Annotated in this window: 18 protein-coding genes, 5 tRNA genes and 1 pseudogene; 4 read left to right on the top strand and 20 right to left on the bottom strand. The window is 45.3% G+C overall.

The window, feature by feature from the left end:
- Positions 1-131: 131 nt before the first annotated feature.
- The 5 genes from rplL to MYF79_RS08610 all read right to left on the bottom strand — a co-directional run bounded on the left by rplL (position 132) and on the right by MYF79_RS08610 (position 3,915).
- On the bottom strand, positions 132-506 hold the full coding sequence (rplL, locus tag MYF79_RS08630) for a 50S ribosomal protein L7/L12 (protein WP_247813424.1): 375 nt from the start codon (positions 504-506) through the stop codon (positions 132-134).
- A 95-nt stretch (positions 507-601) separates the two neighbouring features.
- Positions 602-1,129 carry a 50S ribosomal protein L10 gene (rplJ, locus tag MYF79_RS08625; protein ID WP_199657690.1) on the bottom strand — a complete coding sequence of 176 codons (528 nt, stop codon included), beginning with the start codon at positions 1,127-1,129 and terminating at the stop codon, positions 602-604.
- A gap of 45 nt (positions 1,130-1,174) precedes the next feature.
- Positions 1,175-1,864: a 50S ribosomal protein L1 gene (gene rplA / locus MYF79_RS08620; protein ID WP_106602923.1), complete on the bottom strand. Its 690-nt coding sequence runs from the start codon at positions 1,862-1,864 to the stop codon at positions 1,175-1,177.
- 47 nt (positions 1,865-1,911) lie between these two features.
- Positions 1,912-2,352, bottom strand: a complete 441-nt coding sequence (gene rplK / locus MYF79_RS08615) for a 50S ribosomal protein L11 (RefSeq protein ID WP_089835181.1) — start codon at positions 2,350-2,352, stop codon at positions 1,912-1,914.
- A 303-nt stretch (positions 2,353-2,655) separates the two neighbouring features.
- Positions 2,656-3,915: a transglutaminase domain-containing protein gene (locus MYF79_RS08610; protein WP_247813423.1), complete on the bottom strand. Its 1,260-nt coding sequence runs from the start codon at positions 3,913-3,915 to the stop codon at positions 2,656-2,658.
- Positions 3,916-3,946: 31 nt separating this feature from the next.
- Between MYF79_RS08610 and MYF79_RS08605 the strand changes: the two genes are divergently transcribed.
- The gene (locus MYF79_RS08605) at positions 3,947-4,528 is read left to right on the top strand and encodes a DUF1579 domain-containing protein (protein ID WP_247813422.1); all 582 of its coding nucleotides are present in this window, start codon (positions 3,947-3,949) and stop codon (positions 4,526-4,528) included.
- 56 nt (positions 4,529-4,584) lie between these two features.
- On the opposite strand, the gene nusG is transcribed toward MYF79_RS08605, so the two are convergent.
- From nusG to rpsU, 12 genes and pseudogenes are all read right to left on the bottom strand, one after another.
- Positions 4,585-5,175, bottom strand: coding sequence for a transcription termination/antitermination protein NusG (gene nusG, locus MYF79_RS08600; RefSeq protein ID WP_199657693.1), 591 nt, complete (start codon positions 5,173-5,175; stop codon positions 4,585-4,587).
- Positions 5,175-5,369 carry a preprotein translocase subunit SecE gene (secE, locus tag MYF79_RS08595; protein WP_236390949.1) on the bottom strand — a complete coding sequence of 65 codons (195 nt, stop codon included), beginning with the start codon at positions 5,367-5,369 and terminating at the stop codon, positions 5,175-5,177. Before secE ends, nusG begins: the two co-directional genes overlap by 1 nt.
- Before the next feature lie 66 nt (positions 5,370-5,435).
- A tRNA-Trp gene (locus MYF79_RS08590) sits at positions 5,436-5,506 on the bottom strand.
- Between the two features lie 127 nt (positions 5,507-5,633).
- A complete protein-coding gene (gene tuf / locus MYF79_RS08585; protein WP_199657694.1) occupies positions 5,634-6,821 on the bottom strand; it encodes an elongation factor Tu in 1,188 nt (395 codons plus the stop codon).
- Between the two features lie 70 nt (positions 6,822-6,891).
- Positions 6,892-6,964: pseudogene (locus MYF79_RS08580) on the bottom strand.
- 33 nt (positions 6,965-6,997) lie between these two features.
- Positions 6,998-7,069, bottom strand: a tRNA-Thr gene (locus MYF79_RS08575).
- 72 nt (positions 7,070-7,141) lie between these two features.
- A tRNA-Gly gene (locus MYF79_RS08570) sits at positions 7,142-7,214 on the bottom strand.
- 138 nt (positions 7,215-7,352) lie between these two features.
- Positions 7,353-7,434, bottom strand: a tRNA-Tyr gene (locus MYF79_RS08565).
- Positions 7,435-7,506: 72 nt separating this feature from the next.
- Positions 7,507-7,580: transfer RNA gene (locus MYF79_RS08560), tRNA-Thr, on the bottom strand.
- A 234-nt stretch (positions 7,581-7,814) separates the two neighbouring features.
- Positions 7,815-8,114, bottom strand: coding sequence for a ribosome hibernation-promoting factor, HPF/YfiA family (hpf, locus tag MYF79_RS08555; RefSeq protein WP_089835187.1), 300 nt, complete (start codon positions 8,112-8,114; stop codon positions 7,815-7,817).
- Between the two features lie 192 nt (positions 8,115-8,306).
- Positions 8,307-9,251, bottom strand: coding sequence for a tyrosine-type recombinase/integrase (locus MYF79_RS08550; protein WP_247813421.1), 945 nt, complete (start codon positions 9,249-9,251; stop codon positions 8,307-8,309).
- Positions 9,252-9,333: 82 nt separating this feature from the next.
- Positions 9,334-9,531: a 30S ribosomal protein S21 gene (gene rpsU, locus MYF79_RS08545; protein ID WP_089835189.1), complete on the bottom strand. Its 198-nt coding sequence runs from the start codon at positions 9,529-9,531 to the stop codon at positions 9,334-9,336.
- A 116-nt stretch (positions 9,532-9,647) separates the two neighbouring features.
- Here rpsU and MYF79_RS08540 point away from each other — a divergent pair, with 116 nt between their 5' ends.
- Positions 9,648-10,238, top strand: coding sequence for a riboflavin synthase (locus tag MYF79_RS08540; RefSeq protein ID WP_247813419.1), 591 nt, complete (start codon positions 9,648-9,650; stop codon positions 10,236-10,238).
- Positions 10,239-10,252: 14 nt separating this feature from the next.
- A complete protein-coding gene (locus MYF79_RS08535; protein ID WP_247813418.1) occupies positions 10,253-11,254 on the top strand; it encodes an NAD(P)H-dependent flavin oxidoreductase in 1,002 nt (333 codons plus the stop codon).
- Positions 11,255-11,272: 18 nt separating this feature from the next.
- Here the strand turns inward: MYF79_RS08535 and MYF79_RS08530 are convergent, their stop codons facing one another.
- Both MYF79_RS08530 and MYF79_RS08525 read right to left on the bottom strand, forming a co-directional pair.
- Positions 11,273-12,133: an oxidoreductase gene (locus MYF79_RS08530; RefSeq protein ID WP_247813417.1), complete on the bottom strand. Its 861-nt coding sequence runs from the start codon at positions 12,131-12,133 to the stop codon at positions 11,273-11,275.
- 80 nt (positions 12,134-12,213) lie between these two features.
- The gene (locus MYF79_RS08525) at positions 12,214-13,137 is read right to left on the bottom strand and encodes an AraC family transcriptional regulator (protein ID WP_247813416.1); all 924 of its coding nucleotides are present in this window, start codon (positions 13,135-13,137) and stop codon (positions 12,214-12,216) included.
- Between the two features lie 123 nt (positions 13,138-13,260).
- Between MYF79_RS08525 and MYF79_RS08520 the strand changes: the two genes are divergently transcribed.
- Positions 13,261-13,755 (top strand): DinB family protein, encoded by a 495-nt coding sequence (locus tag MYF79_RS08520; protein WP_247813415.1) that lies wholly within the window; start codon positions 13,261-13,263, stop codon positions 13,753-13,755.
- Between the two features lie 105 nt (positions 13,756-13,860).
- Here the strand turns inward: MYF79_RS08520 and MYF79_RS08515 are convergent, their stop codons facing one another.
- Positions 13,861-14,460 carry an FMN-dependent NADH-azoreductase gene (locus MYF79_RS08515; RefSeq protein WP_247813414.1) on the bottom strand — a complete coding sequence of 200 codons (600 nt, stop codon included), beginning with the start codon at positions 14,458-14,460 and terminating at the stop codon, positions 13,861-13,863.
- Between the last annotated feature and the right edge of the window lies 1 nt (position 14,461).

Raw genomic sequence — 14,461 nt, 5'->3', positions numbered from 1 at the left:
CTGTGTCAAATCCACCGACCTGGTGATTCCCCCTTTTTGACGCTCCGAAAAGACACTTTCCCAAAGGGAAGAAGGCCAAAAGTGCCAGAAGCACTTTTGACCTTTATAAAGAGGTATCCTTTAAGCAAAGATTACTGAATTTCAACTTCAGCACCAGCTTCTGTCAGCTTAGCCTTCAGATCTTCTGCCTCAGCTTTGGAAACGCCTTCTTTCAGTGATTTAGGCGCACCGTCTACCAGTTCCTTAGCTTCTTTCAGACCAAGGCCGGTCAGATCTTTAACGATCTTAACTACGTTCAGTTTGCTAGCACCTGCATTTTTCAGGATAACGTTGAAGGCAGTTTTTTCTTCAGCAGCAGCAGCACCGCCACCACCATCATTAGAAACTACAACTGCAGCAGCAGCTGGTTCGATACCGTATTCAGATTTCAGGAAATCTGCCAGTTCTTGTACTTCCTTAACAGTTAAACCTACTAATTGTTCGGCTAAAGCTTTAACGTCTGCCATTGTATAATGTTTTTAAGAATTTTAAAGATTGTAATAATTTATATTGTGACTTGGAAGCCAGTGTTGTTTTGCGCGCCCGTCAGGCATTCAGCCAATTACTCAGCTGCAGGTGCTTCTGCGCCGGCACCTTCTTTCTTCGCTTTCTCAAGCAAGCCAGCGAGAACGCGTTTTGCAGGAGATTGCAACAGACCGATAACGTCTCCGATGAGTTCGTTCTTGGTCTTGATCTTAACCAGGGTAGCCAGTTGCGCATCGCCGGTGTAAACTTCATCACCTACGAAAGCTGCTTTCAGTTCTGGTTTTTCTGACTTCTTGTTGTCCTTACGGAAAGAAGAGATGATCAGAGCCGGCTCTTTAGGACTGTCAGAGAACATCAGGGCAGTAACGCCATTCAGCGCGTCATATACACCTGCATATTTCTCAGCATCCAGAGATTCCAGTGCCTTACGGATCAGGGTGTTCTTAGCCACCTTCATTTCTACATTCTTGTCGAAACAAACCCTTCTCAGGTTGTTTACCTGTGCAACGGTCAGAGACTCGGTGTTGGTGATGTAGAAGTTGTTATATTGAGAGAACTTGCTTTTCAGCAGCTCAATCGCTTCGTTTTTTTGATCTTTGTTCATAGCTTTTGTCAATTTGTTGATCTGCCTGATACTACCGGCCAATCATTAGTTTTGAACAGATTTTGTGTCAACTGTAATGCTAGGGCTCATTGTGCTCGCCATAGACAGTCCTTTCAGGTAAGTACCTTTCGCTGTAGCTGGTTTCAGCTTGATGATAGCGTTGATCAACTCCTGAGAATTCTGTTCGATCTTGTCAGAAGCAAATGATACACGGCCAATTGAAGCGTGAATGATACCTGCTTTGTCCACTTTAAAAGTGATCTTACCGCCTTTCACCTCGTTCACTGCAGCTGCTACATCGTTGGTAACAGTACCAGTCTTAGGGTTCGGCATCAGGTTACGTGGACCCAGGATCTTACCCAGTTTACCGATCTTAGGCATTACAGCAGGAGTAGCTACGATTACATCGATATCTGTCCAACCAGCTTCAATCTTCTGGATATACTCGTCCAGACCAACATGATCAGCACCGGCTTCTTTCGCTGCAGCTTCTTTATCAGGAGTGCAAAGAACCAATACACGTTTGGTTTTACCAGTACCGTGGGGAAGCGTTACGGAACCACGGATAGCCTGGTCTGCTTTCTTGGGATCTACGCCCAGACGGATATGTAAATCGACAGAGCTGTCGAATTTGGTGCAGTTAATATCTTTTACAAGTGTGGAAGCTTCTTTCAGGCTATAAACCTTATTCTTGTCCACCTTTGTATCGGCTGCTTTTCTTTTCTTAGTTGCCATTGCAAAATGTTTTAAAAAGTTAACCTGCTTTCAACAGGGTGACACAATTAATTCCAGGGAGCGTTACCATCTACTGTTATACCCATAGAACGGGCAGTACCAGCTACCATTTTCATGGCGCTTTCCTTGGTGAAACAGTTCAGGTCAGCCATTTTGTCCTGAGCTATTGCCTCAATCTGGGCCCAGGTAACTTTACCAACCTTGTTACGGTTAGGCTCTTTGGAACCACTCTGCAATTTGGCAGCTTCCAGCAGCTGTACAGCAGCAGGAGGCGTCTTAATTACGAAATCAAATGACTTGTCAGTGTAAACAGTCAGCAACACAGGCAATACCTTACCCATCTTATCCTGGGTACGGGCATTGAACTGCTTACAGAACTCCATGATGTTCACACCTTTAGAACCCAATGCGGGACCGATCGGAGGTGCAGGGTTGGCCTGGCCGCCTTTCACCTGCAATTTCACGTACGTAGCGATCTCTTTTGCCATGTTATAAAGTTTAATTTGGTGAAAACGTCTCATCTCTGACGAGACTCCCAAAACTAAAAGGAGAAAAATTTACCTTTTAAAGGGGATGCAAAGGTATATAATAATGAATTAAATCTCAAAAAGAATTTGCTTTCGGGCATTCTTTTTGCTATTATAATCAGTTCGGGTCGAAAATTTTACAATCCTATTACAAAACTATTTTATCTTAACCCAACAGTAAAAACTTTTCGGGCGTAACAATGTCTTAATGGTTCAGGACAAATCTAATTTAATTTAATGGAATTCCCATCCCCGTCGCATTTTTTAAAACAAAGATTTTCTCAACATCTTCCCCGTCCTGATATACTTATCCACAAACGCCTGTTCCTCGCTTACACGCTTCTCCAACACACGCAGCGATTCCTCCAGTTCACTGATATTTCCCCTGATCACTCCCTCATTCCGGTTCAATCCAGCCAGCCCCTTCCTGCTCTCCGCCAGCTTCCGCCCTACTGCCGCCACCATCTCCCTGATCTCACTGTCCGGCTTCAAAGGCTTAAAATGATTGTTCTTGAAGTGTACATATTCATTGAACAGGTTCACAGCCCGGTTATACTGATTACTGCTCCTGTTAAAATCGTCTATCGCCCTGTTCGCCGCCGCTATCTGCCGGTTCTCAGCAATGAACTTCACCAGGTGCTTATAATACACCAGCTCATGACTGATCAACTGGTTGGTCACACCTCCCCCTTCGATCCTGTTGATGACCAGCTGGTATTTCAACAGGTCATCCTTCATTGTTTCGTAGGCAGCCAGTGAATCTTTATAATGGAATACTGGCCGTTCTGCTGCTGCTTTCAGATTGTTGTCCCGGAACTCATCATGCCGGTAAGGATGCTCCATCAACTGCCATAAGGGGTCAAAGGGCATATGCGTGGCTACAAAGGCTGACGGCGCCACCAGGAAATAACTATCTACAGGCTTCCGGACAAATTTGTTATTGTTCACTACGCCCGCTCCCCAGGTCGGGTCTGTCATATACCAGGCGCTGTCTATCTTTACCGCTATCCACGCATGACTTGCATTGTCAATCCTGCCGTAGGTTTTGGTATACCCACTTACCAGGTGTACCGGAATGCCGGCCTCTTTACAAACCAGGTAATATAAGTTTGCATATCCCTGGCAAACCCCGATCCTGGTTTTTAAAGTCTTCTGAGCGGCATCCAGGGTGTCTTTATAATAATCAGGACTATACATATTGGGCACATCATACCCAACGTTCCATACCAGCCAGTTGTATAACTGGCGGACGAACTCTTTCCGGGACGTAGTATGTACCGATAAATAATGGCTCAGCGTTGCGGGCGTTACCAGGTCTGCTTCAGGTACTACCAGCGCCGGCGGGACCGGGCGCTCTGTGCTGATTCTTTCCTTAGGCTGGGCATATGTTAATGATACAGAGAAAAATGTGATGATAGTTAACAATATAAAAGTAACCCTCATATGTATAGCGAAAATATCTGCGAAACTAACGAATATCGCACAACTTCCGCGTTCATCCCATCCAACCTTCTCTGTTTTCAAACGTTATGATAACAACAAAACTCCACCAATTATGCGACGTCTATTGTTATTTTCAGCCTCAGTCCTCATCTCATTTTTATCGCTCAGCACTACTTCGCGGGCACAGACACAATCCGACGAAGAAAAAGCCTGGATGGCATATATGACTCCGGGCGACATTCACCAGATGCTCGCCAAAGCGGAGGGTGAATGGAGCTTCGATATGACGATGTGGATGAAACCTGATGCGCCCCCGACCACTTCAACAGGTACTACCGTCAACAGGATGATCCTGGGCGGCCGCTACCAGGAATCAATTCACAAAAGTACTTTTATGGGTATGCCTTTCGAAGGTCATGGCCTGCTGGCCTATGACAATGCTAAGAAAATATTCCAGAGCTCCTGGGTTGACAACATGGGCACCGGCATTATGAACACGGAAGGAACCTGGGATGAGGGTACTAAATCTATCACATTTAAAGGTAAGTCAGTCGATCCTATGACCGGAAAAGATATGGACATCAAAGAGATCTTCAGGATGGTGGACGATAACCATCATGTGATGGAAATGTACATGGTAAATGACGGGAAGGAATTCAAGACGATGGAGATCAAGTTTACCAGAAAGAATTAGGCATAAAAAAACCGTCCTGCTTAAAGCGGGACGGTTTAATATGATTACTGAAATAGTTAGCTGATTTTTTCTACCTGCATGAAGTTCAGTTCTACAGGAGTGGCACGACCGAAGATCTTCACAGTTACTTTCAGCTTCTTCTTGTCTTCTATCACCTCTTCGATGATACCGTTGAAGTCGTTGAAAGGGCCATCGATAATCTTGATAGTTTCGCCGACAATGAAAGGTTCGCTCATGGTCAGTCCGTTATCAGACATTTCATCAACCTTACCTAACATCTTGTTCACTTCAGCCTTACGCAGAGCGATGGGCTTATCTTTACCCAGGAAGTGAATAACGCCCGATACGTTGCGGATAGACTGGATCACCTCATCGGTCATTTTACCATCTATTGCTTCGATCATCACGTAACCCGGGTAGAAGTTCTTTTCGCGCATCACCTTTTTACCTGCCTGCACTTTATACACTTTCTCTACAGGTAAAAATATCTGGGTGATCACGTTACCCCAATCGGAGCGACGTACTTCGATGTCCAGGTACTCTTTTACCTTCTTCTCTTTACCACTCACTACGCGCAGAACGTACCATTTGGTGTCCTGGGTGGGAATGTTTGTTTCTTCTGCAGGGTTATTGGATGCATCCATCATTATGATATGATTTTATAGTACTGTGTTAACATGAGATGTGAGAGGGCGTCCATACCCCAAACAATCGCAGTGATAACTACAGTGGCAATTAATACGATCATTGTGGAAGACTGCAGCTCCTGCCATGTAGGCCAGGATACTTTATGCACCAGCTCATGATATGACTCCCGGAAGTATGCTCTAACCTTATTCATTGGTGTAAAAGATTAACCGTTTGAAAACATGAAAGGTGAAAAGCCTTCACTTTTCACCATTGTTAGCACGGGCACAAGGATTCGAACCCTGATCAAAGGTTTTGGAGACCTCTATTCTACCATTGAACTATGCCCGTGTGTGTAAAAAAAGACCATTAGCCGCCAGCTCCAGGCTACCCGGCGAAACAAATTTACATAAATTAAATTTATTCCGCTGACCGCAATTTGCTAATTGCTAATGGCCTTTTATATCAAAAAAAGTGATTACTTCAGGATCTCAGTAACCTGACCTGCACCTACGGTACGTCCACCTTCGCGGATAGCGAATTTCAGACCTTTTTCCATAGCGATCGGAGCGATCAGTTTTACAGTCAGAGAAACGTTATCACCAGGCATAACCATTTCAACACCTGCTGGTAATTCAACTTCACCAGTTACGTCAGTTGTACGGAAGTAGAACTGAGGACGGTATTTGTTGAAGAACGGAGTGTGACGGCCACCTTCTTCTTTGCTCAGTACGTATACTTCGCATTTGAATTCAGTGTGCGGAGTGATGGAACCAGGTTTAGTGATAACCATACCACGACGGATCTGAGACTTTTCAATACCACGGAGGAGCAGACCAGCGTTGTCACCAGCTTCACCTTCATCCAGCAATTTCTTGAACATCTCAACACCAGTACATGTAGAAGACAGTGGTTTTTCGATCAGACCAACGATTTCTACTGGCTCACCTACTTTAATCTTACCACGCTCGATACGGCCTGTAGCAACAGTACCACGACCAGTGATAGAGAATACGTCTTCAACAGACATCAGGAATGGCAGATCGATCGGACGAGGAGGCAGTGGGATGTATTCATCAACTGCAGCCATCAGTTCGTCAACAGCAGCAACCCATTTGTCTTCACCAGCCAGAGCACCGGTAGCGGAACCCTTGATGATTGGTGTGTTGTCACCATCGTAGTTATATTTGCTCAGCAGTTCGCGGATTTCCAGTTCAACCAGTTCCAGCAACTCAGGATCATCAACCAGGTCAACTTTGTTCATGAACACAACGATACGAGGAACGCCTACCTGGCGAGCCAGCAGGATGTGTTCTTTAGTTTGTGGCATTGGACCATCTGTAGCGGCAACCACCAGGATAGCACCGTCCATCTGCGCAGCACCAGTGATCATGTTCTTCACATAGTCAGCGTGACCAGGACAGTCAACGTGCGCGTAGTGGCGGTTAGCTGTCTGATACTCAACGTGTGCTGTATTGATGGTAATACCTCTTTCTTTTTCTTCAGGAGCCGCATCGATCTCATCATAACCTTTCTTCTCTGCCAGACCCTTGTTTGCCAAAATGGTAGTAATGGCAGCAGTTAAGGTAGTTTTACCGTGGTCAACGTGGCCGATGGTACCAATGTTTACGTGGGGTTTATCCCGCTTAAAGGTTTCTTTTGCCATTGTATTTTTTTTAGATGGTTTGTAAAGATTGTATTGATAGTTGTTTTTAAAAAACGGTTTTACAAACTTGTGCCGCTGATGAGAATTGAACCCACGACCTTTCCTGGTATTCACCAGGAACGCTCTGCCACTGAGCTACAACGAAATCCGGATCCCGGATGTTTGGAAATCCGTTGAGCTGTTGATGAGAATTGAACTCACGACCTCTTCCTTACCAAGGAAGTGCTCTACCCCTGAGCTACAACAGCATTGAAAATCTTTTTAAAGAACTTTCATCCCATGTAATACCAAGACAAAAATTTCGAACCGGTATTACGATGAGCGGGAGACGAGGTTCGAACCCGCGACCTACAGCTTGGAAGGCTGTCGCTCTACCAACTGAGCTACTCCCGCATATTTAAATTGATAATAAACTAAAGAACTAAAGCGACTCCACATCTCTCTACTCTCTATCTTCTCTTCAGGAGAATCTGCATTTAACAGACAAGTTCCGCCTTTGCTAAGGGGCAAAGGCGGAACATTTGCACTGAGTGGGCAGGATAGGATTCGAACCTATGAAGTCGTAGACAGCGGATTTACAGTCCGCCCCATTTGGCCACTCTGGAACCTGCCCTTTTTAATCCTTAAACTCCTTTCCCAAAATCACGTCCGTCCGGACCATTTTTTTGCTTCGGAATTTTTCCGGAGCCAGCAGAGGGATTCGAACCCCCGACCCACTGATTACAAATCAGTAGCTCTGGCCAACTGAGCTATGCTGGCTTATCTTATTCAAGAATCTTATAAAAGGTATCCGTTATAAGAGGGTGCAAAAATAGTTGAATTTAATTAATCTCAAAATCTTTTTTTCAGCACCCGGATACAAATTTTAAGACTTGTATTAATTGGCTAAAACACCCTACAGTAAAGAACTTTACTACCTTTGCCGATCCCTTTTTTCGATCGGGATGGCAAAGGTAGTAAACAGATATTTAATTCCAAAATATTTTTAAGATTTTACTGAAATTTCTTCTCTTTGGTTTTCTTAATCTGGTTAACAACCGAGTCAAAGGCGAGATCAAACGACTCTTCGAAGGATTTGGATTCGTGCTTTACAAATAAGTCTTGGCGGGGGATGTGGACTTTTATTTCAGCTATTTTATCCTTAATCTGATGGGCAATTCCATCTAATTTCAGAAAAACTTCCACGCTGATAATCCGATCGTAAAAAGTATTGAGTTTCTGAATTTTTTTACTCACATGGTCAATCAACTTTGAGTCAGCATCAAAATGTACTGTTTGAATTTGAACGTTCATAGCACTAATTTTTAGTTTTAAACAATCTTGTACATGCTCGTAACATTACGTCCATAGGCTTTCATTGTTTTAATGGTAATGGATATCGACTAATGTAAAAAGTATACAAAGAACTCATTACTAATTTAGTCACTTTTCGACTCTTTTACATAACCATTTAGTAATATTTTGTTAAAGTACGGCAGCTCCCTCCTACTCCCCTTTTGGATGTGCTTTCCGGTATGCCTCTCTCAGCTTCTCGATGCTATTATGTGTATAAACCTGTGTGGAGGCCAGGCTGGAATGCCCCAGCAACTCCTTCACTGCGTTCAGATCAGCGCCGTTGTTTGTAAGATGCGTAGCAAACGTGTGACGCAGCACATGCGGACTCCTGCGACTAAGTGTCGTAATCTGGTGATCAGTCAGATACCCCCTTACCACATTGTAAACATATCTCGGGTATAATTTTTTTCCGCTCCGCGGATTTACCAGCAATACCTCCTTATCATATTCAGCCAGCTCCTTCCGGCGCATAGCCCGGTACTCCCCTATTGCATCCCTCAATAAGGTACTGATCGGGATAATCCGCTCCTTATTGCCCTTTCCCAGCACTTTTATGGTTAGATTGCCCGTATCTACATGCCGCTCCTGCAAATTGATCAACTCCGACAAACGGATGCCTGTATGATACAACAGCTCAAATATCATCCGGTGCGTCCTGCCCTCCAGGTCATCCGCAAAAATCGGCGTATCCTCCTGCCCCCTGCGCATACTCCGGTTGTCTTCCACCGCCTGCATGCCCTTTTCGTCAATAAAGCCAGGCAACCGCTTCCCGATCTTGGGGGCAGTCACTTTCGTCATAGGAGAAATGGTAATTTCCCCATGACGCAACGCATATTTGAAAAAGGATTTAAGTGTGGAGATCTTGCGGTTAACACTCTTGGCAATCATGCCCTCCTCCATCAGCCAGGCCAGCCAGGTACGGACATGCGAATGCGATATGCCAGAAAGTGACACATCGCCATAGTGAGATCTTAAAAAAATAAAAAACTGGGTGAGATCCTGCTGATATGCAGTAGCAGTATGTGCAGAATAGCGCTTCTCAAGCCGGATGTAAGCCAGAAAACGATTAGCTACCGGGTGTAAGACTTCACTCAAAATAAAAAAGTTGATGATTGTAAAGTTATAATAAACCTTACAATCATCACATATTTTGTGTGGGGAATTACCCCCGATAGAATCAATCGTCTAATTTACCACTGGCCAATTGCTGTTTGTAAACAGCTTTCAACACTTCAGTACGACGCTTAACAGAAGGTTTTGTGAAAGATTGACGTGACCTGAGTTGCAGCAGGATACGGGCTTTCTCAAATTTCTTTTTGTATTTTTTGAGCGCCTTGTCAATGTTTTCGCAATCTTTGGAATCGATGATCAACATAATATAATACTCCTTTTTTTCAGGAAGGCAAAGATATAACATTCCTTTTAATTATCAAAAAAATGTCAGGACCTTCTGGCCACGGCCATCTCCCCATTATTACTTAATTTAGCCCTATGTTTACAGGAATCATAGAATCATTAGGAGAAGTAATAGCCACCAGGCAGGAAGGCACCAATATGGTCATCACCATCCGCTCTTCCCTCGCACCGGAACTGAAAATAGACCAGAGTGTAGCCCACAACGGCGTTTGTCTGACCGTTACCCGCATAGACGGCGATACCTACGATATTGTTGCCGTTGCCGAAACGCTGCTGAAAAGCAATATCGGCCAACTTAGCCCCGGACAAAAGGTAAACCTGGAAAGAGCCATGGTCTTTAACGGGAGGATTGACGGGCACCTCGTCCAGGGCCACGTCGACAGCACAGGAGAATGTATTTCCTGCACGCCTCAGGGTGGTAGCTGGGAATACCGCTTCCGTTACCCCGAACAATTTGCCGGCCTGATCGTGGAAAAAGGCTCCATTTGCCTCAATGGCATCAGCCTGACCATATATAATGTGACCAATACGGAATTCAGCATTGCTGTGATTCCATATACATATGAACACACAAACATCTCAGCCGTTCAACCCGGCCACACGATCAACCTGGAATTCGACATCCTCGGAAAATTCGTGGCCAGGCAGCTTGCTGTGAAATCATAGCTAAACACCCACTTATGCAATTAACCTCAGCCCTTGCCATCCGCTATCCGGTCATCATGGCTCCCATGTTCCTCGTCAGTAACGAAAAAATGGTTAAAGCCGCCATGGACAACGGTATTGCCGGCACATTCCCTTCCCTCAACTATAGAAAAGAGGGAGAATTGAAGCAGGTGCTGGAGCATTTGAACCAACACCGGGCACAACTGCCGCCCGGCCAGGGCACCTATGGCGTTAACCTCATTGTTCAGAAGACCAATCCACTGTATTCAAAACACCTGAAAGACTGCGTGGCGGCAGAAGTACCTTTGTATATCACCTCCCTGGGTAGTCCCAAAGAGGTGATTGCAGCCGCACACAGTTACGGGGCTAAGGTGCTTTGCGACGTTACCAATATACAACATGCCGAAAAAGCGGCCCAGGCCGGCTGCGACGGTTTTATTGCTGTATGTGCCGGCGCCGGAGGCCATGCCGGTCCATATCCGATGCATATCCTTGTTCCTGCCCTGCAGAAAGCATTTCCCGAAAAACTCCTGGTTGCCGCAGGTGGGATCGCTACGGGTCAGCAACTGGCCAGTGCTCTCGTGCTGGGCGCCCATGGCGCCTCTATAGGCACACGTTTTATTGCCAGTGAGGAAGCCGGCGTCAGCAATGAATACAAGAACGCCATCCTCGATTATGGTATGGAAGATATCGTATTGACGGAACGCCTCTCCGGAACTCCCTGTAATGTTATCAATACCCCCGCAGCAAAAAAGATCGGCTATAAACAGAACTGGCTGGAAAAGCAACTCAATAAAAATGCCCGTACCCGTAAATATTTCAAGATGTTGGTGCAGCTGCGTGGCATGAAAAAACTGGAAGCTGCCGTAAAACCAGGCAATTACCAGCAACTCTGGTCAGCCGGTCAAAGCGTCGAAATGGTGGAAGATATCAGCTCCATCCATGACATTGTGAACAGGCTGGTACAGGAACTGGAAGAAACCCTGGAGAAAACAAGCCAGTTGCTGGTTAAATGAAACCATCCTGCTGCAATCTCAGGCGGCAACATCATCATGATCCGTACCGGTGACCACTTCATGCCATTCAGCAATTTCCCTCTCAAAAGCGGCAATCTTTTCCCTGAATTTAGCCAGGGTATCGTTCCCCAGTGGCAGGTGTACCGGAGGTTTCTCCGCATGCCCCAGTTTCAGGAAGGCCTGCGCCAGCTTTACAGGATCGCCGGGTTGCTTTTTGTTTACTGTTGCTGCAAAAGAGCGCATTTCGCCAACGGTGGCTGCATAGTCACTGATCTCATTGCCGGTTTTCACCAGGGAAGAGTGGTCAAGGAATTCTGTTCTGAAGAAACCGGGAGCTACTACCGTAGCATAAATACCCAACGGAGCCAGTTCCTGCGCCATTGCTTCGGTGATGCCTTCTACCGCAAATTTGGTAGAACCGTAAATACCCCAGCCTACATAGCCAAATAAACCACCTACGGATGAAATATTGATGACATGACCGGATCCCTGCGCCCGCATATAGGGCAATATTGCACGGGTTACATTCAACAGTCCGAACACATTTACTTCATAATTATCTTTTACTTCCCGGGCGGTGGCCTCTTCTACCCCGCTTAGTAAACCATACCCTGCATTATTTACCAGGATATCAATTCTTCCGAAAGCGTCAACAGCCTGCTTAGCTGCCGCTTTCGCCTGTTCCTCATTTGTGACATCAAGTGTTACAACAGCGAGATGCGCATGATTTCCCAACCGGGCAGCCAGGTCTTCCGGCTTGCTACGTACGGTAGCAATCAGTTTGTCGCCTGCGGCAAGAACCGCCTTTGATATTTCCAATCCAAAGCCCCGGGATGCTCCGGTGATGAACCATACTTTCTGTGTTCCTGTGTTTTTCATTTTGCTTGTATTTTATGATACAAAGATGAAAACAAGCCTGCAGCCGGGCTTTAGCAAAAACACTGAACCTTTTATGAAAATCAAAGATGATAGGTCTTCCTGAATTCAGCGGGGGTAATGCCGGTATTTTTCTTAAAGAATGAGTTGAAATTGGGTTGCTCGGCGTAACCGATACTGTACCCGATCTCCTGTAGTGACCAGTCGGTTTGCAACAGTAATACTTTGGTCTCGTCCAGTAAACGGTTCTTGATATGGGTACTTACATTCTGTCCTGTGTGCTTTTTCAACAGGGCATTCAGGTAGTTGGGATGCACTGCCAGGTCTGCAGCAAACTCCTTGGCGGTCCTGATCCTGATAGGCGTTTCCTTATTGATACCAGCAGTCTCCGCTTCCAGCAACCTGAAAAATTCATGTACATGACGGAACTCATCCGTCACAGTGTCTGGTGGAGGGAAATCGCCAATCTTGGCGCTTTCCACCATTATCAGCTGCAGGTAAGCCTGCATCGAATCATCACTCCACTTGCTGTTGAGCAGCTCTTCCTCCTTCATCTTTGCAAATAATTGTTCTAATGTCTGTACATGCTGTTCCTTCAGCCTGATCACACTCTTCGACTTGTCGGAGAAAAGTGCGAATTTGTCCATACCTGACTTCAAAATGGGATGTTCATTAACAAAGGATTTTCTGAAAAGGCAGTAATATCCGCCTGACTCCTCCGACAGGTTTTTCCAGGAAATGATATCATTGGGATGGATAAACAGAATGCTGGGCTCTTCCAGGTAATAGGTATTTAATCCCATTGTAAATATGCCGGCCCCTTTCGTAGTCAGCAGTATCTTATAGAAATCCCTCCGGTTGGGAGACAGGTAATTCCGGCATTCATGAATTTCCCTGTTAAACACCCTGATGGTCCAATTTTCAAAATATTCACGGAATACAGGAACCAGGTCAGGAATATCTCTCAATGTATCTATGGTTCGGCTGTCAAGCGTCTGAGATGGCATAACTGAGTCTATATGACTACTAATTTACTGTATTTGTCACAAATACCCCCTAAGGTTGGCATCTCCGGCAAGCTGGCAGCCAGGGGCTATTAGCTACCTTAGTACTCACCAATACTGTTTAAAATGGAAGTACAACCACTTAGCAGCAAAACTTTTGGCTTTATGGTATTGTATGACATGCATACCACTTTTTTCTCAAATGTCATTGCCGGCATTTCCGAAAAAGATGCCAATGAACGCCTGGGTACAAAAGCAAATCATATGGCATGGCTGGCAGGTAGCCTGGTACAGGAGCGATTCGAACTAGCCAGATTGTTCGGCATCGACAAACAGCAACAGGCACATGACCTTTTTAAAGACCATAAGGGCATACAGGATGGCGCCATCTATCCGGCGCTGAGCGATTTTGAAAAAGATTGGAAGATCATTTCCCCGCTTTTGAGAGAAGCGCTGCTCAATGCTGACGACGAAAAATTTGATGAGCCCTTTGAAATGCCGGGTATGAAAATGAGCGTGTTTGATCTGGTTTCCTTTCAGACTTACCGCGAGGCCAACTGTATCGGACAACTGGCATTGTGGCGGAGGCTACTGGGCTACGAAGCCATGAAGTATATGTAAGACCTGCTTACACAACAACGTATAAGTCCCCGGAAATGGTTTATTTCCGGGGACTTATACGTTGTTGTGTAAGCAATCCTGAATCAGATAAAAGCAAGTTATCATCTATACAGCCACCTTGTCAATCGCCTTCTGTAATGCTGTCTCCTTGTACCCAGGCATATCACATCCTTCCGCCCAGAATGTGCTGATATCGGTTATACCAATAAAACCAAGAGACGCTTCCAGATACGGAACAGCAAAATTATATGTCTGCATTGGTCCTTCGGAATAAATACCGCCTGATGACACAGCCAGATATACTTTCTTATTATTGACCAATCCCTCTTTCTGACCACTCGCAAAAGAGAACGTTTTTCCTGCGCGCATCACATGATCCAACCATGCTTTCAGTGTTGAGGGAATATTGAAATTGTAAATCGGAACACCTATCACAATAATATCCGCATGCATTAACTCATTGATCGCTTCTTCAGAAGCTTTTTCCACGCCCGCTATCACCTCCGGTGTTACTTCTCCCAGTCCACCATACACTTTTAAATGCCCTTCGTGAAAGTGCTCGTATGGCTCCTTTGCCAGATCTTTTACATTAACAGTACTACCTGGATATTGCACGATCAGCTTTTCAATAACTGCATCCGCCAGCTGCGTACTTTTTGATTCAGCCCCCTTAACACTGGATATAATTTTTAGTATCTTTTTCATG

The organism is Chitinophaga filiformis, from assembly GCF_023100805.1.
In the GTDB taxonomy this organism is placed as follows: Bacteria; Bacteroidota; Bacteroidia; order Chitinophagales; family Chitinophagaceae; genus Chitinophaga; species Chitinophaga filiformis_B.
The sequence above is the reverse complement of the archived record's forward strand: the minus strand, read 5'-3'. Positions and strand labels throughout refer to the sequence as shown.

Coding starts and splice junctions, on each gene's coding strand:
- rplK (WP_089835181.1), bottom strand. CDS start 2,352: ATGGCAAAAGAGATCGCTACGTACGTGAAATTGCAGGTGAAAGGCGGC.
- rplL (WP_247813424.1), bottom strand. CDS start 506: ATGGCAGACGTTAAAGCTTTAGCCGAACAATTAGTAGGTTTAACTGTT.
- rplA (WP_106602923.1), bottom strand. CDS start 1,864: ATGGCAACTAAGAAAAGAAAAGCAGCCGATACAAAGGTGGACAAGAAT.
- MYF79_RS08530 (WP_247813417.1), bottom strand. CDS start 12,133: ATGAAAAACACAGGAACACAGAAAGTATGGTTCATCACCGGAGCATCC.
- MYF79_RS08540 (WP_247813419.1), top strand. CDS start 9,648: ATGTTTACAGGAATCATAGAATCATTAGGAGAAGTAATAGCCACCAGG.
- rplJ (WP_199657690.1), bottom strand. CDS start 1,129: ATGAACAAAGATCAAAAAAACGAAGCGATTGAGCTGCTGAAAAGCAAG.
- MYF79_RS08605 (WP_247813422.1), top strand. CDS start 3,947: ATGCGACGTCTATTGTTATTTTCAGCCTCAGTCCTCATCTCATTTTTA.
- MYF79_RS08515 (WP_247813414.1), bottom strand. CDS start 14,460: ATGAAAAAGATACTAAAAATTATATCCAGTGTTAAGGGGGCTGAATCA.
- MYF79_RS08535 (WP_247813418.1), top strand. CDS start 10,253: ATGCAATTAACCTCAGCCCTTGCCATCCGCTATCCGGTCATCATGGCT.
- MYF79_RS08525 (WP_247813416.1), bottom strand. CDS start 13,137: ATGCCATCTCAGACGCTTGACAGCCGAACCATAGATACATTGAGAGAT.
- hpf (WP_089835187.1), bottom strand. CDS start 8,114: ATGAACGTTCAAATTCAAACAGTACATTTTGATGCTGACTCAAAGTTG.
- rpsU (WP_089835189.1), bottom strand. CDS start 9,531: ATGTTGATCATCGATTCCAAAGATTGCGAAAACATTGACAAGGCGCTC.
- tuf (WP_199657694.1), bottom strand. CDS start 6,821: ATGGCAAAAGAAACCTTTAAGCGGGATAAACCCCACGTAAACATTGGT.
- MYF79_RS08520 (WP_247813415.1), top strand. CDS start 13,261: ATGGAAGTACAACCACTTAGCAGCAAAACTTTTGGCTTTATGGTATTG.
- secE (WP_236390949.1), bottom strand. CDS start 5,369: ATGAATAAGGTTAGAGCATACTTCCGGGAGTCATATCATGAGCTGGTG.
- nusG (WP_199657693.1), bottom strand. CDS start 5,175: ATGATGGATGCATCCAATAACCCTGCAGAAGAAACAAACATTCCCACC.